This window comes from Streptomyces sp. CBMA291, from assembly GCF_014596525.1.
GTDB lineage: Bacteria > Actinomycetota > Actinomycetes > Streptomycetales > Streptomycetaceae > Streptomyces.
The window spans coordinates 90,401-116,960 of record NZ_MSJP01000033.1; the positions used below are offsets into that span (position 1 = coordinate 90,401).

Here is a 26,560-nt window from a genome sequence, read left to right on the forward strand (position 1 = left end):
ACCCCCGAACCCCCGAGGAACCATGCTGCCCCCCGTCTCCGTGATCATGCCGGTTCTCAACGAGGAGCGGTATCTGCGCACCTCGGTTCGCCACATCCTGGAGCAGGAGTACGACGGCGAGATGGAGGTGGTGATCGCGCTCGGGCCGTCCACGGACCGCACCGACGAGATCGCCGCCGAACTCGTCCGCGAGACCGCGTCGGACAAGCGCCGCGTCCAGACGGTGCCGAACCCCACCGGCCGTACCCCCGCCGCGCTCAACGCCGCGATCCAGGCCTCGCACCACCCGATCGTGGTGCGCGTCGACGGACACGGGATGCTCTCCCCGAACTACATCGCCACCGCCGTCCGGCTCCTGGAGGAGACCGGCGCGCAGAACGTCGGCGGGGTGATGCACGCCGAGGGCGAGAACGCGTGGGAGGACGCCGTCGCCGCCGCCATGACGTCGAGGATCGGCGTGGGCAACGCCGCCTTCCACACCGGCGGCGAGGCGGGGCCCGCCGAGACCGTGTACCTGGGCGTCTTCCGCCGGGAGGCGCTGGAGCAGCAGGGCGGCTACAACGTCGAGTTCATCCGCGCCCAGGACTGGGAGCTGAACTTCCGCATCCGCGAGGCCGGCGGGCTGATCTGGTTCTCGCCGGAGCTGCGCGTGCAGTACCGGCCGCGCCCCTCGGTGCGCGCCCTCGCCAAGCAGTACAAGGACTACGGGCGTTGGCGCCATGTGGTGGCCCGCTACCACCAGGGCTCCATCAACCTGCGCTATCTGGCCCCGCCGGTGGCCCTCTGCGCCATCGTGGCCGGTCTCGTCACGGGCGCCGTCCTCACCCCCTTCGGCTTCGTGATCCCGGCCGGTTACCTCGCCGCGATCACGGCGGGTTCCGTCCCGGCGGGCAAGGGCCTGCCGCTCAAGGCCCGGCTCCAGATCCCGGTGGCCCTCGCGACCATGCACATGTCCTGGGGGTACGGCTTCCTGACCAGCCCCCGCTCCCTGGCGCGCAAGGTCATCGCGAGCCGCCGCCCGGCCGTCCGCACGGGCGAGACCGAGGCGGTCTGAGCCCCCGGGCCTCCTCTTCGGCGAGAAGCACGACGGCCGGGTCCCCGCCGAGGGGGCCCGGCCGTCGCCGTGTGCGGGGAGCGGTCAGCTCTTGCCGTCCCAGCGGTAGACCGAGTAGATGTCCATGCACTCCGTCTTGTCGTCGGCGCCCACGGGCAGATCGCCCGCCACCGTCGCCGGGGCCTTGAAGGCGTCTCCCTCGCGCCAGTCCGCGCCGACGACGAGGGTGATGCCCTCCGCCTTCTCGTCGGCCCTGACCTTGTTCTCCGGGAGGCCGAGGGCCTTGGCCACGGAGGCGGCGTTCGCCTTGCCCTGGTCGCCGCCGGACTTCGGGTAGAGGACGATCGTGTCCTCGCGGGGCGCGGGCTCCTTGGAGTGCCCCGCCTGGGTGAAGCCCTTGTCCGCGAGGGCCTTGGCGATGGCCTTGGCACGGCCCTCGACGGGCGACTTGTCGTTGCCCGCGGTGCCGTTGAGGACGGTCACGGCGAGGGTGCCGGGCTCCTCGGGGACCGCCTTCGGCTTCGCGGGCGCGGTCGGCTTGGCCTTCTCCCCGGCGGGCTTGCCGTTCTTGTCGAAGGCGATGTCGTCGCGGAGCATCGACCACATCTTGTCGGCGGCCGACTCGATCATGACGACCTTGTTCCGGTTCTGGGACCACTCGGTCGTCGGGACCGTCGCCGTCGTCAGACGGTTCATCTTCACGTTCTTCAGCTGCATCGACAGATCGAAGAGCTTCTTCACGCTCTTCAGCTCGTCGGAGACCTGGAGCGCCCTCGTGGCGGTCTCGGCGAGGCTCATCAGCTGGCCGGTGTCGCTCCAGGCGTTCTGCTTCTGGAGCTTCTCCACCATGCCGTTGAGGTACATGTGCTGGGCCTTCGCCCGGTTCTGGTCGCTGCCGAAGGCGTGCCGGGTACGGAGCCACTGGAGGGCCTGCTTGCCCTGGACCTCGGTGGTCCCCTCGGGCAGTTTGAGGCCCGAGCCGCCCTTCTGGGCGCGGGTCGACTTGTCCCAGACGCCGGTCTTCACACAGACGGGGACGCCGCCGACCTCGTCGGCCATCGCCACCACACCGGCGAAGTCGATCATCATCCAGTGGTCGATGTAGATCCCGGTGAGCTTCTCCCAGGTGGTGAGGGTGCACCCGGGACCGCCGCGTCCCAGCGTCTCGTTGATGGGGTCGCTGGTCGTCGCCGGGTAGGTCTGGGCGCCGTCCTTGCACTCCGGTATGGGCACGATGGTGTCGCGCGGTATGGAGACGATGGAGGCGTTCTGCCGGTCGGCGGAGACGTGGAGCAGCATCTGCACATCGGCGAGCGGCTTGGCGTCCCGGAGGTCCTTGCCGCCGCCGAGTGCCACGTTCTTGGCGTCGGCGCGGCTGTCGGAGCCGATCAGGAGGATGTTCAGCGGGGTGTCGCCGAGCGCGTTCGGCGCGGCCTTCTTCACGCCGCTCTCGCCGCCCGCGCGGCTGCCGCCGCGGATGTTTCCGTTCAGGTGCTGGTAGTAGAGGTATCCGGCGCCGGCCGTCCCGAGTATCAGCACCGACATCGTGATGGCCACCCAGCGCAGCACCTTGCGCTTGCCGCCTTTCTTGGCGCGGCCCTTGCCGCGCCTGCGGGAGCCGCCGCGCCGGTGTCCCGAGCGGCCGTCGCCGCCGCCACCGGCCGAGGCGCCGCCGCCCGCCGCGCCGCGACGGCGCTCGGCACGGGTCGAGGCGCCGGAAGCCCCGCCGCCGTCGTCCCCGTCGTCCCCGGACCGCTCGGACGTCACTGCGTGGCCGCCGGCCGCTTTCCCGGCCTCGCCCTCGCCGTACATCTCGTCGTCCCAGCCCAGTTCACGGGCGCGCGGAACGCGTCCCCGCGTTCCCTCCCCACGCACGCTGTTCTGTCCCACCCCAAGGTCCCCTCGTCAGTCAGGCGTGCGCCGAGTCCCGGTGCTTCCGGGTCACTTGGCGCACACCTGCTTGTCAGCTTCTACCTTCACGACGTCCGGCGCCTTCGCCGGGCCGTTGACGGGCACCCCCGCGCCCTTGAAGTCGGCGCCGAGGACGAGCGTCATGGGCTCGCGCGGCGCGGCGTCCTGCGTGCCAGGCTTGAGTGCCGTGGCGGGAAGACCCATCATGTCCGCGAGCGCGCGGGCCTGATCGGCCTGGTTCGGTGCGTAGGTGAGCGTCGTCCGCGCCGCCTTCTCGGGCGCGTTGCTCTTGTTGGTGGAGCGGTTCACGCCCTGCTCGTTCTGGAGCCAGTTGAGCGTCGACTGGGCCGCGCCCCGGATGCCGCTGCCGTTGTAGACGTCGACGCGTACGTCGGAGGCCTGGGCGCGGGTGCCCTGAAGCAGCTTCGCCTGGGCCTGGGCCTGGGCGTTCTTGGTGTCCTGTGCCTTCTTCTTCACCTCGGTCAGCGAGACGTCGGCCTGGAGCGCGGAGAACAGCTCGGGTGCCTGTGTCGGGTGCGGGACCACGGTGACGGGTTTGGGCTCGTCCGGGTTGTCGATGACCGGGAGGGTCGTGAACGCGATGTTCCTGGTGTCGACCCCGGACAGCTCCTTCGCCATGTCCTCCAGCTTGGAGAGGGAACCTATGCCCTTGTCGACGGTGAGCGCGTTGGTCGCCGCCTGGGCCAGGTCGTAGAGCTTCTTCGGGCTGGTCAGGGTCTCGCTCGACTTGATCTGGCGGATCATCGAGCCGATGAACTGCTGCTGGATCTTGATCCGGTCGAGGTCGCTCTTGTTGCCGAAGCTGGAGCGCGTACGGACGAAGGCGAGTGCCTGTTCGCCCTCGACGACGGATTCGCCGGCGGGGAGCTTCAGATGCGACTTCTTGTCGTCCACGGGCTTCTCGACGCAGACCTTCACGCCGCCGACGGCCGTGGACAGCTCCTTGACGGCGTTGAAGTCGACCATCATGAAGTGGTCGACGGTCAGACCCGTCAGCTCCTTGACGGTCCGCATGGTGCAGCCGGGGTCGCGTCCGTCCTGGCCGAGGCTGACGTTGAAGCGGGCCTGTTCCTGGCCGGGGATCGTCAGAATCGTTCCGTCAGGCTGCCGTGACTGGCATTCGGGGATCGTCGTCATCAGGTCGCGGGGGATGGAGAGCGCCGTGGCGTTCGTCCGGTCCTTGGCGACGTGGAAGAGGATCGTGGTGTCCGCGTGGCCGGGGCTGTCCTTGTCGCCGTAGCCCTCGTTGCCCTTGCCGGTCCGCTTGTCGGTGCCGATGACCAGGACGTTGAAGGCCTCGCCCTTGCGGAAGCCCTTGCTCTCGCTGCCGACGGTGTCGATGACGGCGATGTTGCCGTCGAGCTTCTTGTAGAGGATGTACGCGCCGGTGGCGCCGCCCACCAGGACGAAGGCCATGGTGCCGCCGGTCCACAGGAGGGCCTTGCGCTTGCGGGAGGCACCCTGCTTCGGCTTGCGGCGGCTCGCCGGGGCCTGCCGCCCGCCGCCGTCGTCCTCCTCGTCGACCCGGCGGCGCCGCTGCACGGGCACGGCGGGTGCGGCGGGTGCGGCCGGGGTTTCGGCGGGGCCCCGAGCGGGCACGGGAGCGGTGGATCCATGGGCCGGGGAAGGTGCCTGCGACTGCTCAGCGGAGTGGTCCAGTCGCAGCTCGTAGTTGCCCGTTCGCGGGTTGAGGACCCACTGGTCGGCGGGGTCGATGTCGTCCGCCCGTCCACGGCTGTGCGCGTCCACGGTTCCTCGAGTCCTCCGTCGGTGCGGCGCGGGGCGCCTCCCCCACAGGGCGCCGCTCTCCCGGTCGTTCGATCCTTGGTGAGTGCGACCACGCCTTACGGGTGCACCGGATCGCGTCACACTATCCGCCCAGTTCAGCGCGGGGCGACGCGCGTGACAAATTCCACGCCCCTTACAACCGGGCAATTTGCTCAAACCTCATCCCTCCCCGTCCTCACCTTGGTGTGTCCTTTACTCGTCGCCCCCTTGGCAGCCTCAGGAGCACACCCCTTCCGCCGCGTTCCGCCCCGTGAAGGTGGGGGTGGCCCCGGGGGTCGGGGCGTCCGCGTCGTCGGGCTTCCCGTCGGCGCGCGGCACCGTCCCGGGAGCCGGTGCCGTCCCTGGGGCAGGGGTCGCCCCGACGCTCGGCGTCACGTCGACGGGCTGGTCCTCCCGCAGTCGTCGGAAGAGCTGACTCGCCGCCGGCTGTACCAGTTCGTCACGGTTCGCATCATATGAGTAAGGGCGTCGGGGAACGGTGAGGAACTGCACCCGGTCCGTCGGGATCGCCCGCATCGAGCGGGCCAGGTCGTAGAGGTCCCGCAGCGAGTCGAGCCCCGGATCGGTCGTGATCGACTTGGTGGCCGCGTCCAGGACCGGGTAGAGCCTCGTCGGGTTCAGGAGCACCCCGTCGCTCTGGACCTTGTTGACGAGCGCGCCGAGGAACTGCTGCTGGCGGTCCATCCGTTCCGTGTCGCTGCCGTCGCCGATCGACTTCCTCGCCCGGACGAATCCCAGCGCCTGCTCCCCGTGGAGGATCTGACGCCCCGCGGGCAGCCTCAGCTGGGCGTCGGGGTCGTCCACCGGTTCCTTGAGGCAGACCTCGACCCCGTCGACCGCGTCCACCATCTTCTTGAAGCCCCGGAAGTCGACGACCATGTGATGGTCCACCCGGATCCCGGTCAGCTTCTCGACCGTACGGATCGTGCAGGCCGCGCCGCCGAACTCGAAGGCCCAGTTGAACTGCGCGGACTGCTCCCCGGTCCGGCTCCCGTCGGCCTTCCGGCAGCTCGGGACGGTCACCATCAGGTCGCGGGGGAGGGAGACGGCGGTCGCGCCCGCCTTCCCCGCCGCCAGGTGCAGCAGGATCGTGGTGTCGGACCGCTGGGTGCCCTTGTCCCTGCCGTACGGGCGGTTCCCGGCGCCCGCCCGGGTGTCCGAGCCGATGAGCAGGATGTTCCGGGCGGCGGAGGTGCCCGCGGGCGGGCGCTCCTTCTCGTATCTGCGGAGTTCGGCCTCGGCGGTGGTGTCCGTCGTGATGTTCCCGTCGAGCTTCCGGTAGAACCACCAGCCGGCCCCGGCGGCGGCGAGCACCGTCGCCGAGACGCCGAGCGCGGTCCATCGCAGCCAGTGGCGCCGGCGCGGCGCCCCCGGGGCACCGGGGTCCGCGCCCGGCGCTTCCGGGGGATCCGGTTCGGGCGAGCCCGCGCGGTCCGTCACGTCTGAGTCCGTCCTTCGTGGCGTCGGCGGGCGACCGCCGGTCGTAGAAGGAGACGGGCGAACCCGGGCCATGGTTGTGCGGAAGGAGCCGTCTCCCCGGCCGATCATCTACCTGCCGGGGCGTACAACCGGAGGGACTCGGCGCGTCGCTCGGCCGAACGAGTGGAGGAACGGTTCCGCACGGGCGGAGGGCGCGGGCCGGAGGTTTGAGGGACGGGGGCCTTCCCGTACGGGGGAGGGGGCCGCCCCGTACGGGAAGCCCCCACGTGGCGCCGTCCTCACACCGCCGTGGTCGTCACCCGCTCGCTCTCCGCGCGCTTGGCCAGGGAGTCGGCCGCCAGCAGCTCCAGGTTTCGGCAGAGGACGACGGAGCCACCGGCCGCGAGCGGCGCGTACAGACCGGCCGAGAGGCCCTTCCAGTCCCCGTACCCGAGGCCGGAGAGAAGCCGCGAGCCGGTGTCCAGGCCGAGTTCCGCCGCGTCCGCGCGGGCCTGCTCGACGAGCCGGGCGCCGCTGCGTTCCGTACCGTCGACGACGAGGGCCGGAGCGTCCGGATCGACCGGGGCGAACGGGGCGAAGCGGTCGCCCTGGCTCGGCACTTCCACCGCGTAGTCCGCGTATCCGGCGGGCACCTCGGGGAAGCGGCGGCCCAGCGGGGCGAGGGAGAGCGCGATCCGCTCGCCGGAGCAGGCGCGGCCCGCCTCCAGGGTGTCGGGCCCCGCGACCACCAGGTCCGCGTCCGCCGGGTCGCCGCCGATCTCCGCGACCACGCCGACGGAGGAGCAGGCGAGCAGCCACACGGCGGTCTGCCAGTGCGCGGGCAGCAGCAGCGCGAGCCGGTCGCCGGGCTCGGCGGACAGCTCGCCCTGGAGCAGGTTCGCCGTCTTGGCCACCCAATTGGCGAAGGTGGCGACGGACAATTCCACCCGTTCACCGGTGGCGTCGTCGTAGAAGGTGACCAAGGGGCGGGCGGGGTCCGCGGCGAGCGCGGATCGCAGCAGGTCGGCAGGGGTGCGGTCGCTGGCGTTCACGCCGGACAGGGTACGCGGGCCGGCCCGTGCGGGTCCGCCGTACCGGTGACACCGTCCACCGGTCGGCCCGACGGCCCGTCAGTTTTCCGGCGAGCGGAACGGCCCGGGGCTCCGCAGGATCGGGCCATGCGTGCCTCACTCGCCTCCACGATCGCCGTCACCTGCGCCGCGGTCCTCGCCCTGCCGGTCTCCCTCGCCGCGCCCGTGGCGGCCTCGGCGCCCCCGGCGCTCGCACGGCCACCCGCGGTCGCGGCGCTGCCGCCCGCGCCCGAACTGCCCGGCTCCACCCAGTCGCTGCCGCTGGCGCCGCTCGGCGGGACCTCGCGGGCGCTGGGCGGCGGCGCGGGAGGGGCGGGCGTCCAGGGGCTCGGCCGCCGGGACGTCAGGCCCTTCTCGCTCGTCGGTGTCGTCTGGGACGACCCGGGGGCCGTGCTGCGCGGCACCGTGCAGGTCCGCACCCGGGCCACCGGCGGCGGGACCTGGTCGGAGTGGCAGGACGTCGAGACCCACAACGACGAGCACGGCGCGGACCCGGGCACGGCGGAGGGCGCGGGCCGGGTGCTCAAGGGCTCCACCGCCCCGCTGTGGGTGGGCGATTCGGACGGCGTGGAGATCCGCGTGAGAGGGGAGGAGAAGCTCCCCGGGGGCCTGCGCCTGGAACTGGTGGACCCGGGGGAGGCCCCGGAGACGAGGGCGGGGACGGCGACGGACCCGGGCTTGGACTCGGGGGCGGACTCAGGGGCGGACTCGGGGTCGGCCGCGCCCCCTCGGACGAGAGCGGGGGCAGCCTCAGGGCCGGTTTCGGGGTCGGACTCGGGGGCACGCGCCGGTTCGGCCTCGGGTTCGGCCTCGGGGCCGTCCTCCGGGACCGGCCCCGGCACGGACGCGGCGGAGATGACGGAAGCCGCCGCAGAGGCCGCGCGGACCGCCGCGGAGACGGCCAGGGAGGCGGCCGAGGGCGAGTGGGGCACCCGGCTCGCCCCCTACGGGTCGGCCTGGGTCCCGGCCCTGGCGAAGGAGGCCGAGGCGGCGGGGGAGACGGAAGGGGTGACGGCGGTGGCGGAGACCGCGCAGTCCTCCGTGAAGCAGCCCGCCGCACGCCCGTACATCGGCCCCCGGCCCAAGATCGTCACCCGGCAGGGCTGGGGCGCGGACGAACGCATCCGGGAGAAGGGCTTCGTCTACACGAAGACGATCAAGGTGGCCTTCGTGCACCACAGCGCGACCGGCAACAACTACAGCTGTAGCCAGGCGCCCGCCGTCCTGCGCGGGATCTACCGCTACCACGTGAAGAGCAGCGGCTGGCGGGACATCGGCTACAACTTCGCCGTCGACAAGTGCGGAAACATCTACGAGGGCCGGGCGGGCGGCGTCACCAAGCCCGTCCTCGGCGCGCACACCCTCGGCTTCAACGTCGACAGCATGGGCATCGCCGTCCTCGGCACCTTCGGCAGCAGCACCCCGCCCGCCGCCGCCGTGACCGCCGTCGCCCGGCTCACGGCCTGGAAACTGGGGCTCCACGGGATCGACCCCAAGGGCAGCACCTACCTCGTCTCCGGGGGCGGAAACCTCTACAAGAAGGGCACTCGGGTACGGTTCCACACCATCGCGGGGCACCGCGACGGTTTCGCCACCGAGTGCCCCGGCGCCCGGCTGTACGGCCGGCTCGGCAGCGCCCGTACCAGCTCCGCGAAGTACCAGGGAAGGCACTGATGGGGGCATCGGGGCAACCATCTGCATAAACTGACCGGTCATATCGCACGGACGACCGCGACGGGCGAACCGACGGGCCCCGAACAGGAAAGCAGAGACGACAAGGTGACTGAAGCGATCCTCCTGGTCGGCGGCAAGGGAACACGGCTGCGACCGCTCACGGTCAACACGCCCAAGCCCATGGTCCCCGCGGCGGGCGTCCCCTTCCTGACGCACCAGCTGGCCAGGGCCCGCGCCGCCGGGGTCGAGCACATCGTGCTCGCCACCTCCTACCTGGCCGAGGTCTTCGAGCCGCACTTCGGCGACGGCTCCTCGCTCGGCCTGAGCCTGGAGTACGTGACCGAGGAGGAGCCGCTCGGCACCGGCGGCGCGATACGCAACGTGGCCTCCAGGCTGCGCTCAGGACCCGACGAGCCGGTCCTCATCTTCAACGGGGACATCCTCACGGGCCTGGACATCCGGGCCCTGGTCGCCACCCACGCGGAATCCGGCGCGGACGTCTCCCTCCACCTCACCCGCGTCGAGGACCCGCGCGCCTTCGGCCTGGTCCCCACCGACGCCACCGGGCGCGTCACGGCCTTCCTGGAGAAGCCGCAGACGCCCGAGGAGATCGTCACCGACCAGATCAACGCGGGCGCGTACGTCTTCCGGCGCTCGGTCATCGACACCATCCCCACCGGCCGACCCGTCTCGGTCGAGCGGGAGACCTTCCCCGAACTGCTCGCCCGGGGCGCCCACCTCCAGGGCATGGTGGACTCCACCTACTGGCTGGACCTCGGCACCCCCCAGGCCTTCGTCCGGGGCTCCGCCGACCTCGTCCTCGGCCGCGCGCCCTCCCCTGCGGTGCCGGGCCGCTGCGGCGACCGCCTCGTCCTGCCGACGGCCCGGGTCGCCCCCGACGCCAAGCTGACCGGCGGTACGGTCGTCGGCGCCGACGCGGTGGTCGGCGAGGGCGCCCGGATCAGCGGCTCCACGCTCCTCGCGGGCGCGGTCGTCGAACCGGGCGCGGTGATCACCGACTCCCTGATCGGCGCGGGCGCCCACATCGGCGCCCGCACGGTCCTGGACGGCGCGGTGATCGGCGACGGAGCACGGATAGGCGCGGACAACGAACTCCGCGACGGCATCAGGATCTGGTGCGGCGCCGTCCTGCCCCCGTGCTCGGTCCGCTTCTCTTCGGACCAGTAGGGGAAACCGGACCGGAAGGCCGGACCAGTAGGGGAAACCGGACGGGACGGGTAGGGGGCCCGGACGGGTAGGAGGCTGGGCGGGTAGGGACCCGGACCACCAGGGGGACCCGGACCACTAGGGGGATCCAGAGCACCACGGGGCTCGGACCACCAGGGGCGAGGGGCCCTCAGGGCCCTCAGGGGCGGGAGGCCCGCAACCCTGACGCGTACGGGGTTCCGCCCCCGCTCCGACTACCCTCGCCCTCATGGCAGGCCGTTTCACTCCCCCCGTCCCCGTCTCACGCGTCGGCGCGCGCGGCGGCCAGGTGGCCGTGCCCTCCTCTGGTACGGCGGCCCCCTCCGGCACGGCGGGTCCCTCCGCCGCACCGGCCGGGGCCCCTGCCGGTGCGGCGACCGCCCTCTGCCGGACCCGGACCCGGACCCGGACCCTGACCCTCCCCGGAGACGCGCCTCTCGATCTGGGGCTCACCCTCGGGCCGCTGCGGCGGGGGCCCGCCGATCCCGCGTTCCGGGTGGCCCCGGACGGTTCGGTCTGGCGGGCCAGCCGTACCCCCGAGGGGCCCGGCACCCTCCGCGTTGCCGTCCGGGAGGGGCGGGCGGAGGCCGAGGCCTGGGGGCCCGGCGGCTCCTGGCTCCTGGACGGCCTCCCCGCACTGCTCGGTGCCGAGGACGACCCTGCGGCCTTCGTCCCCCGGCACAAGCTGCTCCTGGCCTCGCACCGGCGCCGCCCGGGGCTGCGGCTCACCAGGACCGGACTCGTCCTGGAGACCCTGGTCCCGACGATCCTGGAGCAGAAGGTCACGGTGGACGAGGCCTACCACTCCTGGCGGCTGCTCGTACGGAAGTACGGCGAGCCCGCGCCGGGCCCGGCGCCCGAGGGCATGCACGTGATGCCGGACGCGCGCGGGTGGGCGGCGATCCCGTCCTGGGAGTGGCACCGCGCCAACGTCGACGGCAAGCGCTCGGCGACGATCGTCCGCGCCGCCCGGGTGGCGGCCCGTCTGGAAGAGGCCGCGCGGATGGCACCGGCGGCGGCCCGCGCCCGTCTTGAACTGGTCCCGGGTATCGGCCCCTGGACGAGCGCCGAGACCGTCCAGCGCAGCAACGGCGCCCCGGACGAGGTGACCACGGGCGATCTGCACCTCCCGGGCATCGTCGGCTGGGCCCTCGCGGGCGACCGTACGGCCGACGACACGACGATGCTGGAACTGCTCGCGCCCTACGCGGGCCAGCGCCACCGGGCCGCCCGCCTGATCCTCCTCGGCGGCCGGGTCCCGCCCCGCAGGGCACCCCGGATGACCCCGGGAGACATCACCCGCATCTGAGACCCGGCCCCGTACGGGACCGGCCCGTCCCGTAGGGGAGCCCTGGCCGTACGGGGTCGGCCCGACCCGTAGGAGGTCTCCCCGGCCCGTAGGGGAAACCCTTGCCCGTACGGGATCGGCCCGGCCCCGTAGGGGGCAGCGCCCCGCAGTGGGGGCCCGGCCCTCAGGCCCCCACCGGTGCACCCCGTTCCTGCCTACCGCACCTCGATGAAGTCCTCCGCCGACCGTTCCGGCCGTGCCCCCGGCTCGGTCGCCGGGTGGCCGATCGCCACCGCGCCCAGCGGGTCCCAGTCGTCCGGCAGGTCGAGGACCTTCCGTACGACGTCCCGGCAGAACATCGTCGAGGAGACCCACGCCGAGCCGAGGCGCTCACCGGCCAGGGCCACCAGGAAGTTCTGCACGCCCGCGCCCGCCGCGACCACGAACATCTCGCGTTCGGCCGTGTCCCGGCGCGGATCGCCGTAGTGGTGGGCACCGTCCGTGACCAGGCAGGGCACCGCCAGGTACGGGGCCTGGCGCAGCACGTCCCCGCGCCGGACCCGGCGGGCGACGGACTCCTCGGACTTGCCGTCCCGCCGCAGGTCCGCGATCCACGCCTCCCGCATCGCGTCGAGCAGCCGCACCCGCGACTCCTCCGACTCCAGGAGCACGAACCGCCACGGCGTGGTGTGGTGCGGGGCGGGCGCGGTCACGGCGGCGGCGACCGCGCGCCGCACCGCCCCGGGGTCGACCGGCGACCCGGTGAACTCCCGTACGGTCCGCCGACGCGTCACCGCCTCCCGTACGGCCTCCGAGGTGCCCAGCCGGAACATGTCACCGGAGGCGGAGCGCACCAGGGCCCGCGCGCCCGGCTCCTCGTCCCCGGCCACCACGTGCGGAAGGCCCCGGACGACGGCCACCGGCAGACCGGTGGCCTTGCCCTTGACGAGGTCTCCGGCGGCGGCGAGTTCGTCGGCGGTGGCGACGATGGTCGCGCTCAGCGGATTGCCGTACGCGTCCGTCCCGCCGCGCAGGTCGTCGAGGACCCGCACCCCGGCCGCCCCGATCGCCACATCGGTGAGCCCGCTGCGCCAGGGACGCCCGAAGGTGTCGGTGACGACCACGCCCACGTCGACGCCGAGGGCGTCCCGCAGCCCCGCCCGGATCCGGCGCGCCGAGGCGTCGGGCTCCTCGGGCAGCAACAGGATCGTCCCGGCGGGGGTGTTGGAGGCGTCGACCCCGGCGGCGGCCATGACGAGCCCCTGCCGGTTCTCCACGATCCGCAGGGTCCCGCGCCGCGCCACCACCCGTACCGTCTCGGCGTCGATGGCGGCCTCGCGGTCGGCGGCGGCGACCATCCGCCCCTCGGCCTTGCTGACGATCTTGGAGGTGACGAGGAGGACGTCACCGTCGGCGAGGTCCGGCGCGGCGGCGGCGATCAGCTTGGCGAGGTCGTCGCCCGCCGCCACTTCGGGCAGTCCGGGCAGCGCCCAGACCCGGTACGAGGGCGGCGCGCCGGTCATCCGCGCACCTCCTCGGCGAGCGCCAGGGCCTCCCGGGCCATCGCGGCCGTGGCCTCGGGGTCGGTCATCATCAGCGGGACCGCCCGGCAGCGGATGCCCGCCGCCTCGACCTCGTCGACCGCGCCCGCGTCGACGCCGTCGACGAGCCAGCCGTCGACGAGCCCGGAGCCGTAGTGCAGGGCGACGGCCGCCGCCGTGGACTCCACGCCGACCGCCGAGAGGACCTTGTCGGCCATGCCGCGCACGGGCGCGTCGCCGACGATGGGGGAGAGGCCGACCACGGGCGCGGGGGCGGCGGCGACCGCCTCGCGGATGCCGGGCACGGCCAGGATGGTGCCGATGCTGACGACGGGGTTGGACGGCGGGAAGAGGATGACGTCCGCCTCGGCGACGGCCTCCAGGACGCCCGGCGCGGGCTTCGCCTCCTCGGCGCCGACGGGCACGACCGCGAGCGCCGGGACGGAGGCGCGCAGCTTCACCCAGTACTCCTGGAAGTGCACCGCGCGCCGCTCGCCGTCGGTCTCGATCGCCACATGGGTCTCGACGCGGTCGTCGGACATGGGCAGCAGCCGTACGCCGGGCCGCCAGCGGGCGCACAGCGCCTCGGTGACGGCGCTCAGCGGGTAGCCCGCGCCGAGCATCTGCGTACGGACGATGTGCGTGGCGAAGTCCCGGTCGCCGAGGCCGAACCACTCGGGTCCGACGCCGTAGGCCGCGAGTTCCTCCTTGACCGTGAAGGACTCGTCACGGCGGCCCCAGCCCTGGTCCTCGTCGATGCCACCGCCGAGGGTGTACATCACCGTGTCCAGGTCGGGGCAGACCTTCAGCCCGAAGAGATGGATGTCGTCACCGGTGTTGCCGACGACCGTGATCTCCGCGTCCGGCGCGGCCCGCTTGAGGCCGCGAAGGAAACGGGCACCACCGATGCCGCCTGCCAGAACCACAATGCGCATGTACGGCAGTCTGTCAGGCCGTCAGGCGGTGAGGACCCCAGGGGCGGCTGGAACGCACCGGGTGACGGGCGTGGAGCGCATCGGCATCTCGGTGAGCCCGGGGAAGTAGACGTGCAGGCTGACGGCGGGTTCGAGGGAGTCGTTGACGACCTCGTGGACGTATCCGGGGGCGAAGAGCCGCTCCCCGCCGGGGGTGAGCGTCCGCGTGCCCCGGTCCGTGCGCTCGGTCAGGGCGCCTTCCAGGACGGTCAGCACGCCGGAGGAGGGGCCGTGGTCGTGGCGCCCGCTGCCCTGGCCGGGGAGCCAGGAGAGCAGCCACACCTCGTAGCCGGGCCCGGTGCGCAGCCGGTGGTACCAGCGGGTGGTGGCGTCGTACTCGACGTACGGGGCCCACTGGGAGCGGTCGGCGGCCAGCGAGCGCGCGAGACCGGTGAACTCGGCCACGGTGAGGGGGTGCGGGCGCTCGGGCTGGAGCAGGTGCGGGACTTCGAGGATGTCGCCGGCGATCTGAAGGTCGCTGTCCATGTTCATGGGTAGGGGGGTTCCTCAGCAGAAACAGAAGCGGTGGGGGTCACGGGAAAGGTGACGCGAGTGACGCAGGGGTGACGCTGGGGGAAAAGGCTGGAGCTCTACGGCATCAACAGCTGGAACAACGACAGCAACAGCGCGCCTGGACAGCGCTGCGGAACCCACGGTCGTGGGTCGCGGAGAGCGCTGCGGTCGCTGGCATGGCAACCAAGGTGGCCGGAAGGCCACCGGACTGTCAACTCAATGACCGTTTTGGCGGTAATGTTTCACCTCATCCGGTTAGGGCATACCGGAGAAAGGTTTGTTCATGTGTCGACCAGGTGAGACGGCTATTCGACCGTCCCCGGGGAGGCGTACGGCCGCCTCCGCGGAGGCGGTTCGGCCGTCCCTGTCGACGAGCGGGCGCGGTCGGTCTGTGATCCGGCTCGCTTCCATGGCCGGATCGCAACAGGGTGTGCGCCCTGTTCGTCCTCCCCCGTGAGGGCGGCGGAGAGTGGCGGTGTCACCGGGCGGTGGCTTGTGTCACGTTTTTTGGTGATTTGAACACTTTCCGCATACGCTTGGTTCCGCAGAGTGAATACCGGGCCCGGTAGCAGATCTCGGCTTGACTCGCGCAGACCACGAACTTGTAATTTCACTCGTGTCGTTCGGCCGGGCACACACCACGGCAACACCACGGGACGCACAGAACAGACGAGGGGCGCACATGACCGAGTTGTTCCAGGAACTGCTGGTCGAGGACGCGGACGAAGAACTCGGCTGGCAGGAGCGCGCACTGTGCGCCCAGACCGATCCCGAGTCCTTCTTCCCCGAGAAGGGCGGCTCGACCCGCGAAGCCAAGAAGGTCTGCCTCGCCTGCGAGGTCCGCTCGGAATGCCTCGAATACGCCCTCCAGAACGACGAGCGGTTCGGCATCTGGGGCGGTCTCTCCGAGCGCGAGCGACGCCGACTGAAGAAGGCCGCCGTCTGAACGGCAGACCGCCCGCCGCCCCCCGGCACGGGCACCGCGTGACGTCGGCCCAGCAGACCCCACCGAACGGTCCGCCCCCTGTGCAGCACCCACAGGCGGCGGACCGTTCCGCGTCCGGGGCACCCACCGCACGGGACCGTTCCGCGTCAGGGACGGCCACCGCACGGGACCGCTCCGCGTCCTGGGCACCCGCCGCACCGTCAGGCGGCCCCGCACGTACCCCGTGCCACCGCCTCCCACACTCCGTCCACAGGGGATGGGCATGTTCCTCCCGCTCTGTCCACAGGGCGGGAGAGCGCTCCGCGCACAGCCGTTAGTGTGGGCCTCCGTCCGAGACGCACCCCACGCCCCCAGCGGGCGACCCCGGCCGGAGGGCCCGTAGCTCGATGTCCTCGACTCCTGAGTTTCCGCGACACGTCGTCACCGCCGTGCTCGTCACCCATGACGGCGCACGCTGGCTGCCGGACGCCCTCGCCGGGCTGCTCGCCCAGGAACGCCCCGCGCAGAACGTGGTCGCGGCCGACACCGGCAGCGCCGACGACTCGGCCCGGCTCCTCGCCGACGCCATCGGCCCGGACCGCGTCCTGCACCTCGCGCGCCGCACCGGCTTCGGCGCCGCCGTCGAGGAAGCCGCGCGCACCGCGCCCCCCCTCGGCCCCGAGGACCTGCCCTATCTGAAGCGCCCCGGCAGCTGGGACCCCGAGACCCGCAGCTGGAACGACGACGCCTACGACCTCCCCGAACTCCCGCACGGCGAACCGGTCCAGTGGCTCTGGCTCCTCCACGACGACTGCGCCCCCGAGCCCACCGCCCTCGCCGAACTCCTGCGCGTCGCCGACGCCGACGAGCACGCCGCCGTCATCGGCCCCAAACTGCGCGGCTGGTACGACAAGAAGCAGCTCCTCGAAACCGGCGTCTCCATCGCCCGCAGCGGCCGCCGCTGGACCGGACTCGACCGCCGCGAACAGGACCAGGGCCAGCACGACCAGGTCCGCTCCGTCCTCTCCGTCTCCACCGCGGGCATGCTGATCCGCCGTGACGTCTTCGAGGAACTCGGCGGCTTCGACCGCCGCCTGCCCCTCATGCGCGACGACGTCGACCTCTGCTGGCGCGCCCACTCCGCGGGACATCGCGTCCTCATCGCCCCCGACGCCGTCCTCCGGCACGCCGAGGCCTCCGCCCGCGAGCGCCGCACCGTCGACTGCGCCGGACGCACCGCCGCCAACCCGCACCGCGTCGACAAGGCCGGCGCCGTCTACACCCTCCTCGCCAACACCCGGGGCGCCGCCCTCCCGTACGTCCTGGTGCGCCTCGTCCTCGGCACCCTGTTCCGCACCCTCGCCTGTCTCGTCGGCAAGGTCCCCGGACAGGCCGTCGACGAACTCATGGGCCTCCTCGCCACCCTGCTGCGCCCGGAGAAGATCCTCGCCGCCCGCAAACGGCGCAGGAACCCGGCCGTCCCCGCGAGCGAACTCCGCCCGCTGTTCCCGCCGCCCGGCGCCACCGTCCGCGCCGCCCTCGAACAGTTCACCTCCGACTTCGGCGGCGCCGACGCCGACACCGGCTCCCGCCACGGAGTCGTCGAGTCGGGCCCCGGCGGCGACGACGCCGACTACCTGGAGATCGAGCAGTTCGCCCGGCTCAAGAAGATCGCGGGCCGCCCGGGACCGGTCCTCTTCGCCCTGCTGCTCGTCGTCTCCCTCGTCGCCTGCCGCGGCCTCTTCGCGGGCGGCTCCCTCGCGGGCGGCACCCTGCTGCCCGCCCCCGACACCGTCTCCGCCCTCTGGTCGCGGTACGCCGACTCCTGGCACGCCCTCGGCACCGGCGGCACCCAGACCGCCCCGCCCTACCTCGCCGTCCTGGCCGCGCTCTCCGCGCTCTTCCTCGGCTCCACCTCCACCGCGCTGACCCTGCTGCTCGTCTGCTCGGTCCCGCTCGCCGGGTTCACCGCGTACTTCGCCGCCCGGGGCATCGTCGAGTCCCGTCTGCTGCGCGCCTGGGCCGCCATCGCCTACGCCTTCCTGCCCGCCGCCACCGGCGCCCTCGCCACCGGCCGGCTCGGCACCGCCGTCCTCGCGGTCCTCCTCCCGCTGATGGCCCGCGCCGCCGTCGCCGCCCACGGCTTCAACCGCCCCGACCGGGGCAGCTGGCGCGCCACCTGGGCGTACACCTTCCTGCTCACCTTCGCGACCGCGTTCACCCCGGTCGTCTGGCCGCTCGCGGTCCTCCTCGGCCTCGGCGTCCTCGTCGTCCGCCGCTCCGACCTCACCGCGTACGGACTGCGCTTCCTCGCCACCGTCGGCACCCCGCTGCTCGTCCTCGCCCCCTGGTCGCTCACCCTGCTCACCGACCCCGCCGCCTTCCTCCACGAGGCCGGGCTCGACGTGCGTACGGGCACGGCCACCGCGCTCGACCTGCTCGGCGCCAGCCCCGGCGGCCCCGGCACCACCGGCGGCCTGCTCCTGATCGGCCTGGTCCTCGCCGCCCTGGCCGGACTCCTGCGCGAGGAGCGGCAGCTCGCCGTCCGCGCCGCCTGGACCGCCGCCCTCGCCGGACTCCTCTTCGCGGTCCTGTCCAACGGCGCCGACGGCACCGGCTGGTCCGGGCCCGCCACCCTCGTCTACGGCGCCGCCCTCATCGCCGCCGGCACCATCGGCGCCGAGGGCGGTCGCAGCCGCGTCGCCGTCCACGGCTTCGGCTGGCGCCAGCCCGTCGCCGCCCTCATCGCCCTCGCCTGCGCCGTCGGCCCGGCCGCCGCCGCCGTCGGCTGGATGATCGGCGGCGCCGACGGCCCGCTGACCCGGCGCGACCCCGTCCAGGTCCCGGCCTTCGTCGCCGAGGAGAGCGGCACCCGCGACCAGCCCCGCACCCTCGTCCTCGGCGCGGGCGCGCCCGGCGAGGTCGCCTACACCCTGGTGCGCGGCTCCGGCGCCCGCCTCGGCGACGGCGAACTCACCGCCGCCGCCGACGCCGACCCGCGCCTCGACTCCGTCGTCGCCCATCTCGTCGCGGGCTCCGGCGCCGACCAGACCGAGGAACTCAGCGGGTACGCCATCCGCTACGTCCTCGTCCGCGACGGCGCGCCGCGCCAGATGAGCCGCGTCCTCGACGCCACCCCCGGGCTCAGCCGCCTCAGCCAGCTCGACGGCAGCGCGCTCTGGCGGGTCGACCGCGAGATCGCCCGGATCATGATCGTCCCGCCCGCCGGGAAGAACCCCGAGGACGCCGCGGCCGACCCCGGGAAGAAGCCCGCCCCGGTCGCCGTCGCCGCCGGACCCGTCGAGGCCCACACCACGGTCCCGGCCGGGCCCGCCGGGCGCGTCCTGCGCCTCGCCGACCGCGCCGACGAGGGCTGGACCGCCACCCTCGACGGCAAGGAGCTGCCCCGCACCACCGTCGACGGCTGGGCCCAGGGCTTCGAACTGCCCGCCCAGGGCGGTCGCCTCGACATCACGTACGACCAGCCGTTCACCCACACCGTCTGGGTCTGGACCCAGGTCGGCCTCGCGGTCGTGCTGCTCGTCCTCGCCCTGCCCGGACGGCGCCGCGAGATCGACGACGACCTGCCCGAGGAGGCGCCGGTGATCCCGGCCCCGTCCGCCGAGGGCGACGGCCGCCGGGCCCGCCGTCTGCGCGCGGCCGCCGAGGCGGAAGCCTCCGCCGAGGCCGAGGCCGAGGGTGCCGCCGGATCCGGGCCGGACGCCCCCGGGGCCGACCCGGAGCGCCTCCCGATCCCGGAACAGCAGCCGTACGAGCCCCGGCGGGCACAGGAGCCCGACACCTCCCAGGGCTGGGCCCCCACCGGCCACGACCAGGCCCCGGACCAGCCGCACACCCCGGCCTACGCCGACCAGGGCGGCTACCACCCCGGCCAGGAGTACCCCGCCGACGCGTACCAGCAGCAGCCGTACGCGTACCCCCCGCAGGGCTACGACCAGCAGCAGCCCTACGCCGACCAGGGCTACGGCCGACCGCAGCAGCCCTACGCCGGTCAGCAGCCGTACGAGGGCCAGCAGGCCTACGACGGACAGCAGGCCTACGACAGACAGCGGACGTACGACGGTCAGCAGGTCTATGAAGGTCAGCCCCCGTACGACGGTCAGCCCCCGTACGACCCGCAGCAGTACGACCCGTACGGCTACGGCTACGGATATCCCCAGGGCCACGAGAACCAGCAGCGTCCCGACGGGAGCAGCCACCAGTGAAGCGCACGACCCTCTCCCTGATCGCGGTCGCCACGGCCCTCGCCGCCGTCACCGGCTTCGCGTCCCTCACCGCCCCCGGCGCCGCCCCCGTCCCCGAGGCCAAGGCCGCCACCCGGCTTCCGGTGCAGCGCGCCGGACTGGTCTGCCCGGTCCCCAGCACCTCCGAGGTGGCCGAGACCCTCTACACCTCGTACACCCCGCCGGGCACCGGCACGGCCGCGGGCGCGACCGGAGCCGCGAAGGCCGAGCCGTCCGCGGCCCGGCTGCGGCCCGCCGCGAGCCAGGCCGCGGACGGCGCGGGCAAGACCGGCAAGAAGCCCAAGGCGCCCAAGCTCCCGGCCACCGTCACCGCCCCCGGCAAGCCCGTCGCCGCCCAGGTCGACGGCGCGGGCGTCCCCGCGCTCGTCGGCTCCGCCACCGGCACCCTCGCGCCCGGCTGGACCGTCCAGCAGACCACCGTCGTCTCCGCGGGCGGCGCGCGCGGACTGCGCGGCCTCGGCTGCGGCGGCCCCGACACCGACTTCTGGTTCCCGGCCGCCTCCACCGGCAAGGACCGCCAGGACTACGTCCACCTCACCAACCCGGACGACACGGCCGCCGTCGCCGACATCCAGCTGTTCGGCCCCAAGGGCGCCCTCAAGTCCCAGTTCACCGAGGGCATCCCGGTCCCGGCCCACTCCACCGTCCCCGTCCTGCTCTCCACCCTCACCGCCGAGGCGCCCCAGCAGGACGTGGCCGTCCACGTCACCACCCGCAGCGGCCGGGTGGGCGCCGCCATCGCCGCCGCCGACGAGAAGCTCGGCGGCGACTGGCTCCCGCCCGCCGCCGACCCGGCCACCACCGCCGTGCTCCCCGGCATCCCGGCCGACGCCACCTCCGTACGCCTGGTGGCCTTCGTTCCCGGCGAGGACGACGCCGACCTCAAGGTCCAGCTGGCCACCGCCACCGGCACGATCGTCCCGGCGGGCTCCGACGGCCTCCATGTGAAGTCCGGGATGACCGCCTTCATCGACCTGCCGGGGCTGACCAGGGGACAGACCGGTTCCCTGGTGCTCACCCCGAGCGACCCGAAGAAGGCGACGCCGTTCGTCGCCGCGCTCCAGGTGGTCCGGGGCAAGGAGGGCAAGACCGAGATCGCCTTCCTGCCCGCGACGGCGCCGGTCACCGCCCGCGCGACCGTCGCCGACAACCGAGCCAAGGCCTCGACGCTCGCCCTGACGGCCGTCGGCGCCGACGCCCGGGTCAAGGTCACTGCCTCGGCCGGATCCGGCGGAGGGACGCCGGTGTCGAAGGAGGTCGCCGTCAAGGCGGGCACGACCACCGCCCTCGTCGATCTCGTCCCCGGCGGCCTCAAGGGCTCCTACGCGCTGACCGTGGAACCGGTCTCCGGCGGCAAGGTCCACGCCTCCCGGATGCTGGCCCTTCCGCTCGACGGCATCCCGATGTTCACCATCCAGCCCTTCGTCGACGACCGGGGCACGGTCGAGGTCCCGGCGGCCCGCCAGGACCTGGGCGTCCTGGACTGACACCCGAAGGGCCCCGGCGAGGGCGGGGGCCTCCCGTACGGGCCCTGCCCCTGTCAGGGCTCATCCCGTACGGGCTCCGCTCCATACGGGCTCCACCCGTCGGGGCCACCTCGTACGGGTCCCACGCGTCAGGGGCCGTCCCGTACGGGCTCTGCCCCATTCGGGCTGCACCCGTCGGGGCTTACCCCGTACAGCTCCCACTCGCCAGGGTCCGTCCCGTACGGGGCCTGTCCCGTAACAGGGGTCCGTCCCGTCAGGGTCCCACCCCAAGGGCCCCGCCCCCGCCCCGCCCGCCTCATTCCTGCCCGTACCGAGGATCGACGGACTCGGGGGAGAGGCCGAGCAGCTCGGCGACCTGCTCCACGACCACCTCGTGGACCAGCAGCGCCCGGTCGTCACGGCTCTTGGAGCGGATCTCGACCGGCCGCCGGTAGACGACGACCCGGGCGGGCTCGCCCTTCTCGGCGGCCACCGCCCCGCCCAGCGGCACGATCTCGCCCGTCACCGGCGGCGGCACCTCCATCACCAGGAACTCGACGTCGGCCAGCTGCGGCCAGCGCCGCTCCAGCCGCTCCACCGAGTCCAGGACCAGATCGCGGAAGGTGTCGGCCCGGCTCGCGGAGAGCGGCACCTGGGGCGGGGCGACGGGCCCGCGCATCCCGCGGCCGTGCCGGTCGCGGCGACGCACCCGGGGCTCCGCCGAAGGCTCCGTGGGGCGCTGCGGGGGGCTGGGCGGCACAGGACTGTCCATCACTGACGCAGCGTAACTCTCATCGGTCCCCCCGTACCGTGGCGCATCCTCGCCACCTCCCGACGCTTCCGGACCCCGCCGATCCGCCCTGCCGCGAAACCCGAACATTCCGGCCAATCATCCGCTCGTCTCGTCCCGTCCGCACGATCGGCCATCTGGCCCCGGACGACCGGATCCGTACCCCGGATCGCCTGGATCGACTCCGGCGCGAGGCCTCTTGCGCCTCCTCTCCCACAGGCCGGAGAAGGCCGTCCGAGGGCGTCGGTGGCACAGCTCACACCGCGACACGGTGGAGTGACCTGAGGGAGAGTCGTCGCGGCCCGCTCAAGAGTGCGGTACCGTCCAACGTCGTGAGCCCTGTACGTCGCTGTTCGCGCACCGCGTGCGGCCGCCCTGCCGTCGCGACACTGACGTACGTCTATGCCGACTCGACTGCGGTCCTCGGCCCGCTCGCCACCTACGCCGAGCCCCACTGCTACGACCTGTGCGCCGAGCACAGTGAGCGCCTGACCGCCCCGCGCGGCTGGGAGGTCGTGCGGCTCACCGACGGTTCCGCCCCACCCCGCCCCAGCGGCGACGACCTCGAAGCCCTGGCCAACGCGGTACGGGAGGCGGCCCGCCCCCAGGAGCGCGCGGCCGAGGCCGGCGGCAAGGGCGGCTCCGGCCGAGGAGGCGATCCGATGGAGGTCGGCCGCCGAGGACACCTCAGAGTGCTGCGCTCCCCCGACAACTGACGCCCGGCCCGACCGACGCCCGGCAACCGGCGCGACCGACGCCCGGCAACCGGCAACCGACCCCCGGCGGCCGACGCCCCACGACCGGCACCGGGGCGCGTGCCGCCCGGCGGGCAGCGGGACCTGACGGCCCGCCACCGGAATCTGATGATCCGCCACGGAAAACTGACGAGCCGCCACCAGGGGGCCGATCGGCCGCCTTCCGCGCCCCCGGCCGGCTTCCACCCGCGCTTCCAACCGGCCACCGTCCGCGTCGCCCTCCGGCGCGCCGGGTAGTTTGGGCGTTCCGTACACACGCCGCACCGCGTGCCGAGAACTCAGAAGGGTGGATCCGTGACTGTCGATCTGTCGCAGATCGTGAAGGCGTACGACGTCCGCGGAGTGGTCCCCGACCAGTGGGACGAGACCCTGGCCGAGCTGTTCGGCGCCGCCTTCGTACGGGTGACGGACGCCGAGGCGATCGTCATCGGCCACGACATGCGCCCCTCGTCGCCCGGTCTCGCGGACGCCTTCGCGCGCGGCGCGGCCCGCCTCGGCGCCGACGTCACCCTGATCGGGCTCTGCTCCACCGACCAGCTGTACTACGCCTCCGGCAGCCTCGGCCTGCCCGGCGCCATGTTCACCGCCTCGCACAACCCCGCCCGGTACAACGGCATCAAGATGTGCCGCGCGGGCGCCGCCCCGGTCGGCCAGGACACCGGTCTCGCCCAGATCCGCGAGCTGGCCGAGCGGTGGTCGGAGACCGGCGCGCCCGAACCCGCCGCCACCCCGGGCACGGTCACGGAGCGGGACACCCTCACCGACTACGCCGACTATCTGAAGGCGCTGGTCGACCTGACCTCGATCCGCCCCCTCAAGGTGGTCGTCGACGCGGGCAACGGCATGGGCGGCCACACCGTCCCCACCGTCTTCGAGGGCCTGCCCCTCGACCTCGTGCCGATGTACTTCGAGCTGGACGGCACCTTCCCGAACCACGAGGCCAACCCGCTCGACCCGAAGAACATCGTCGACCTCCAGGCCCGCGTCCGGGCCGAGGGCGCCGACCTCGGGCTGGCCTTCGACGGCGACGCCGACCGCTGTTTCGTCGTCGACGAGCGCGGCGAGCCCGTCTCCCCGTCCGCGATCACGGCCCTCGTCGCCGCCCGCGAACTGGCCAAGGTCCCCGGCGGCACGATCATCCACAACCTGATCACCTCCTGGTCGGTCCCCGAGGTCGTCCGCGAGCAGGGCGGCGAGCCCGTCCGCACCCGCGTCGGCCACTCCTTCATCAAGGAGGAGATGGCGAAGACCGGCGCCATCTTCGGCGGCGAGCACTCGGCGCACTACTACTTCAAGGACTTCTGGAACGCGGACACCGGCATGCTCGCCGCGCTCCACGTCCTCGCGGCCCTCGGCGGCCAGGACGGCACCCTCTCCGAGCTGGTCTCCTCGTACGACCGCTACGCCTCCTCCGGCGAGATCAACTCCACCGTCGCCGACCAGGCGGCGAGCGCGGCCAAGGTCCGCGCGGCGTACGAGTCCGACGACGTCACCCTCGACGAGCTGGACGGCCTCACGGTCACCGCCGAGGACTGGTGGTTCAACCTCCGCGCCTCGAACACCGAGCCGCTCCTGCGCCTCAACGTCGAGGCCCGCTCCGCGGTCACCATGGCCAAGGTCCGCGACGAGGTCCTCGCCCTGGTGCGGGCGACCGACTGAGCCCGCCACCGGCCCGCCGCCGGGGGACGGGGCGACCCCCGGCCCCCGGCGGTAGGCTGACCTGGCCCGTAGGGCAGCACACCACCGTTTGTTCGAAGGGACACCCCATGCCGCTCGAAGCCGGCCTCCTGGAGATCCTGGCCTGCCCCGCGTGCCACGCTCCACTGAACGACCGCACGGCGGACGAGACCCCCGAACTCCTCTGCACCGGCAAGGACTGCGGCCTCGCGTACCCGGTCCGCGACGGCATCCCGGTCCTCCTGACGGACGAGGCCCGCCGCCCGTCCTGACCCGGACCCCTCCGGCACGAGCACACCGGGGCACCGGGCCCGCCGAGGACCCGTCCCGCCCGCCCCCTCCGCGCACTCCGATACGGGGAGGGCCCGGGGCCACCCGCCGCTCCCACCCGGAGCGACCGGACACCCCCGACGGCGGACGTCTTCGACGGCGGAAACCCCCGAGGGCGGAAACCCCGGAGGGCGGACGCCTCCGACGGCGGACGCCTCCGAGGGCGCCGGGCGAACAGGCCGGACCACCTCCGGCCACGCCCGCCCCGAGCCCCCGGCCCACCCCGAGGCCACGCCCGGGGACGGTTCACCCACTTGGATCACCAGGGGCGACCGCCGGGGAACGCCACCCTGGGGGAATCCCTGTCAGGGGCGTCCGCCCGGGATACCCCGTGAGGGACGCCCCTGACAGGGACAACCCCTGGGGGATACCCCGTCAGGGGCACCCCTCGGGGAGCCCGCAGGGGCCGGACCTCCAACGGCGCGTCACCCCCAAGGGGCTTACGGCAAGCCCCGCCGGGGCAACCGTCACCCCCAAGGGACCACCCCTCCGGGAACGCACGGAGCAGCCTCCGCGTCCCTGTGAACTCCCGGAAACCCCCGGGAGGGCAGCACCCAAGCCCGACCGCGGGCCGCAGCACAAGCACCCACGACCCGCACCCCGAGAGCCCCACGAGAGCCACCCCGAGAGCCCCCACCCCGAGAGACCGCCCCCAAGCCCCGCAGGGAGAGCCGCCATGCTCGACGAGACCCTCCTCGACGCCCCGGACGACCTCGCTCTCGCCGACCGCCGAGGTCTCCTCCGCGGCGCCGCCGAGGCCGGAGCACGGGTCAGGACCGCCACCCGGCACGCCACCGAGGCCGGCATCGCGGATCTGCGCCCCGAGGGACGCCCCCGCAGCGTCCTCGTCGCGGGTCCCGGCACGGCCGCCGTCGGCGTCGCCGACCTGATCGGCGCCCTGGCCGGAGCCGCCGCCCCCGTCGTACGCCTCCAGCCGACCGGGGTCGCCCCGGCCGCCGGAGCACTGCGCTGGGCCCTGCCCGGCTGGGCCGGTTCCGTCGACCTCCTGCTGCTCCCGACCACGGACGGCTCGGAACCCGGCCTCGCGCTCCTCGCGGAGCAGGCGTACCGGCGCGGGATCACCGTGGTCGCCGTCGCCCCGAAGGCCTCACCGCTCGCGGAGACCGTCAGCGGCTCGGTGGGCCTCTTCGTGCCCATGGCCGTCACCCCGAACGAGGCGCCCGACGAGTACGCCGAGAACATCGCCGCGAGCCCCGGCGCCCTCTGGGCCCTGTTCACCCCCCTCCTCGCCCTCCTCGACCGGGTCGGGCTCCTGGAGGCGCCCCCCGAGACGCTGGAGAAGGTCGCGGACCGCCTGGACCGCACGGCCGAGCGCTGCGGCCCGGCCATCGCCACCTACCACAACCCGGCCAAGACCCTCGCCGCCGAACTCGCCGACTCCCTGCCGCTGATCTGGACCGAAGGCCCGGCGGCGGGCCCCGCCGGCCGCCGCTTCGCCGCCGTCCTCGCCGAACTCGCCGGACTCCCCGCGCTCGCCGCGGAACTCCCCGAGGCGCTCCCCGCGCACGGCGTCCTGCTGGCGGGCGACTACGCGGCCGGCGCGGACCCGGACGACTTCTTCCGCGACCGCGTCGAGGAGGCCCAGGCGCTCCGGGCCCGGGTGGTCCTCCTCCGCGACCGCCCGGCCGACGGCCTGACGGCCGCGCAGGCCGCCCGCGAACTGGCCCTCGGCCACGGAACGGCCATCAGCGAACTGGAACCCGAGGAGGGCGGCGACCTGGAACGGCTCGCGGAACTCCTCGCGGTCACCGACTTCGCCGCCGTCTACCTGGCCCTGGCCACCCCCGGCCGCGCGACCCCCTGAAGCCCGGCCACACGCCCGCACCTCCCTGAAACCGGCCGCGCAACCTC

General features: G+C 73.6%; 19 protein-coding genes. 11 read left to right on the forward strand and 8 right to left on the reverse strand.

What is annotated here, in order from left to right:
* The first annotated feature begins 22 nt into the window (after window positions 1-22).
* Window positions 23-1,054 (forward strand): glycosyltransferase family 2 protein, encoded by a 1,032-nt coding sequence (locus BU197_RS09590; protein ID WP_188267815.1) that lies wholly within the window; start codon window positions 23-25, stop codon window positions 1,052-1,054.
* 84 nt (window positions 1,055-1,138) lie between these two features.
* Here BU197_RS09590 and BU197_RS09595 read toward each other — a convergent pair whose 3' ends face one another.
* The 4 genes from BU197_RS09595 to BU197_RS09610 form a co-directional block, all read right to left on the reverse strand.
* Complete coding sequence (locus tag BU197_RS09595) at window positions 1,139-2,599, reverse strand: LCP family protein (RefSeq protein WP_223182605.1); 1,461 nt, start codon at window positions 2,597-2,599, stop codon at window positions 1,139-1,141.
* Between the two features lie 396 nt (window positions 2,600-2,995).
* Entirely contained in the window at window positions 2,996-4,735 is a 1,740-nt protein-coding gene (locus BU197_RS09600; RefSeq protein ID WP_188267816.1) for an LCP family protein, read from the reverse strand.
* A 255-nt stretch (window positions 4,736-4,990) separates the two neighbouring features.
* Window positions 4,991-6,214, reverse strand: a complete 1,224-nt coding sequence (locus BU197_RS09605; protein ID WP_317452042.1) for an LCP family protein — start codon at window positions 6,212-6,214, stop codon at window positions 4,991-4,993.
* Between the two features lie 278 nt (window positions 6,215-6,492).
* The gene (locus BU197_RS09610; protein WP_188267818.1) at window positions 6,493-7,245 is read right to left on the reverse strand and encodes a TIGR03089 family protein; all 753 of its coding nucleotides are present in this window, start codon (window positions 7,243-7,245) and stop codon (window positions 6,493-6,495) included.
* Window positions 7,246-7,371: 126 nt separating this feature from the next.
* On the opposite strand from BU197_RS09610, the gene BU197_RS09615 reads away from it, so the two are divergent.
* From BU197_RS09615 to BU197_RS09625, 3 genes are all read left to right on the forward strand, one after another.
* On the forward strand, window positions 7,372-8,958 hold the full coding sequence (locus tag BU197_RS09615; protein WP_188267819.1) for a peptidoglycan recognition protein: 1,587 nt from the start codon (window positions 7,372-7,374) through the stop codon (window positions 8,956-8,958).
* 105 nt (window positions 8,959-9,063) lie between these two features.
* Window positions 9,064-10,146, forward strand: a complete 1,083-nt coding sequence (locus BU197_RS09620) for a sugar phosphate nucleotidyltransferase (RefSeq protein WP_188267820.1) — start codon at window positions 9,064-9,066, stop codon at window positions 10,144-10,146.
* Window positions 10,147-10,393: 247 nt separating this feature from the next.
* Complete coding sequence (locus tag BU197_RS09625; protein ID WP_188267821.1) at window positions 10,394-11,473, forward strand: DNA-3-methyladenine glycosylase family protein; 1,080 nt, start codon at window positions 10,394-10,396, stop codon at window positions 11,471-11,473.
* 194 nt (window positions 11,474-11,667) lie between these two features.
* On the opposite strand, the gene BU197_RS09630 is transcribed toward BU197_RS09625, so the two are convergent.
* Genes BU197_RS09630 through BU197_RS09640 form a run of 3 tightly spaced genes read right to left on the reverse strand, consistent with a single transcriptional unit; the run spans window position 11,668 to window position 14,459 of the window.
* Window positions 11,668-12,975 (reverse strand): coenzyme F420-0:L-glutamate ligase, encoded by a 1,308-nt coding sequence (locus BU197_RS09630; protein ID WP_188267822.1) that lies wholly within the window; start codon window positions 12,973-12,975, stop codon window positions 11,668-11,670.
* On the reverse strand, window positions 12,972-13,928 hold the full coding sequence (gene cofD, locus BU197_RS09635; protein WP_188267823.1) for a 2-phospho-L-lactate transferase: 957 nt from the start codon (window positions 13,926-13,928) through the stop codon (window positions 12,972-12,974). Before cofD ends, BU197_RS09630 begins: the two co-directional genes overlap by 4 nt.
* Before the next feature lie 21 nt (window positions 13,929-13,949).
* Entirely contained in the window at window positions 13,950-14,459 is a 510-nt protein-coding gene (locus BU197_RS09640) for a cysteine dioxygenase (protein WP_188267824.1), read from the reverse strand.
* Window positions 14,460-15,162: 703 nt separating this feature from the next.
* On the opposite strand from BU197_RS09640, the gene BU197_RS09645 reads away from it, so the two are divergent.
* The 3 genes from BU197_RS09645 to BU197_RS09660 all read left to right on the forward strand — a co-directional run bounded on the left by BU197_RS09645 (window position 15,163) and on the right by BU197_RS09660 (window position 21,157).
* Window positions 15,163-15,426, forward strand: coding sequence for a WhiB family transcriptional regulator (locus BU197_RS09645; protein ID WP_015033978.1), 264 nt, complete (start codon window positions 15,163-15,165; stop codon window positions 15,424-15,426).
* Between the two features lie 386 nt (window positions 15,427-15,812).
* Complete coding sequence (locus tag BU197_RS09655) at window positions 15,813-19,631, forward strand: glycosyltransferase family 2 protein (protein ID WP_188267825.1); 3,819 nt, start codon at window positions 15,813-15,815, stop codon at window positions 19,629-19,631.
* Window positions 19,628-21,157: a DUF5719 family protein gene (locus BU197_RS09660; RefSeq protein ID WP_188267826.1), complete on the forward strand. Its 1,530-nt coding sequence runs from the start codon at window positions 19,628-19,630 to the stop codon at window positions 21,155-21,157. Before BU197_RS09655 ends, BU197_RS09660 begins: the two co-directional genes overlap by 4 nt.
* A 295-nt stretch (window positions 21,158-21,452) precedes the next feature.
* Here BU197_RS09660 and BU197_RS09665 read toward each other — a convergent pair whose 3' ends face one another.
* Window positions 21,453-21,908: a metallopeptidase family protein gene (locus tag BU197_RS09665; RefSeq protein ID WP_188267847.1), complete on the reverse strand. Its 456-nt coding sequence runs from the start codon at window positions 21,906-21,908 to the stop codon at window positions 21,453-21,455.
* Between the two features lie 299 nt (window positions 21,909-22,207).
* On the opposite strand from BU197_RS09665, the gene BU197_RS09670 reads away from it, so the two are divergent.
* The 4 genes from BU197_RS09670 (at window position 22,208) to BU197_RS09685 (ending at window position 26,513) form a co-directional block, all read left to right on the forward strand.
* On the forward strand, window positions 22,208-22,642 hold the full coding sequence (locus BU197_RS09670) for a DUF3499 domain-containing protein (protein WP_188267848.1): 435 nt from the start codon (window positions 22,208-22,210) through the stop codon (window positions 22,640-22,642).
* 333 nt (window positions 22,643-22,975) lie between these two features.
* Window positions 22,976-24,340, forward strand: coding sequence for a phosphomannomutase/phosphoglucomutase (locus tag BU197_RS09675; protein WP_188267827.1), 1,365 nt, complete (start codon window positions 22,976-22,978; stop codon window positions 24,338-24,340).
* Between the two features lie 107 nt (window positions 24,341-24,447).
* The gene (locus tag BU197_RS09680; protein WP_188267828.1) at window positions 24,448-24,630 is read left to right on the forward strand and encodes a Trm112 family protein; all 183 of its coding nucleotides are present in this window, start codon (window positions 24,448-24,450) and stop codon (window positions 24,628-24,630) included.
* A gap of 734 nt (window positions 24,631-25,364) precedes the next feature.
* Window positions 25,365-26,513 (forward strand): SIS domain-containing protein, encoded by a 1,149-nt coding sequence (locus tag BU197_RS09685; protein ID WP_188267829.1) that lies wholly within the window; start codon window positions 25,365-25,367, stop codon window positions 26,511-26,513.
* Window positions 26,514-26,560: the final 47 nt, after the last annotated feature.

Coding starts and splice junctions, on each gene's coding strand:
- BU197_RS09630 (WP_188267822.1), bottom strand. CDS start 12,975: ATGACCGGCGCGCCGCCCTCGTACCGGGTCTGGGCGCTGCCCGGACTG.
- BU197_RS09665 (WP_188267847.1), bottom strand. CDS start 21,908: ATGGACAGTCCTGTGCCGCCCAGCCCCCCGCAGCGCCCCACGGAGCCT.
- BU197_RS09685 (WP_188267829.1), top strand. CDS start 25,365: ATGCTCGACGAGACCCTCCTCGACGCCCCGGACGACCTCGCTCTCGCC.
- BU197_RS09640 (WP_188267824.1), bottom strand. CDS start 14,459: ATGAACATGGACAGCGACCTTCAGATCGCCGGCGACATCCTCGAAGTC.
- BU197_RS09590 (WP_188267815.1), top strand. CDS start 23: ATGCTGCCCCCCGTCTCCGTGATCATGCCGGTTCTCAACGAGGAGCGG.
- BU197_RS09680 (WP_188267828.1), top strand. CDS start 24,448: ATGCCGCTCGAAGCCGGCCTCCTGGAGATCCTGGCCTGCCCCGCGTGC.
- cofD (WP_188267823.1), bottom strand. CDS start 13,928: ATGCGCATTGTGGTTCTGGCAGGCGGCATCGGTGGTGCCCGTTTCCTT.
- BU197_RS09595 (WP_223182605.1), bottom strand. CDS start 2,599: ATGTCGGTGCTGATACTCGGGACGGCCGGCGCCGGATACCTCTACTAC.
- BU197_RS09615 (WP_188267819.1), top strand. CDS start 7,372: ATGCGTGCCTCACTCGCCTCCACGATCGCCGTCACCTGCGCCGCGGTC.
- BU197_RS09625 (WP_188267821.1), top strand. CDS start 10,394: ATGGCAGGCCGTTTCACTCCCCCCGTCCCCGTCTCACGCGTCGGCGCG.
- BU197_RS09655 (WP_188267825.1), top strand. CDS start 15,813: ATGTCCTCGACTCCTGAGTTTCCGCGACACGTCGTCACCGCCGTGCTC.
- BU197_RS09645 (WP_015033978.1), top strand. CDS start 15,163: ATGACCGAGTTGTTCCAGGAACTGCTGGTCGAGGACGCGGACGAAGAA.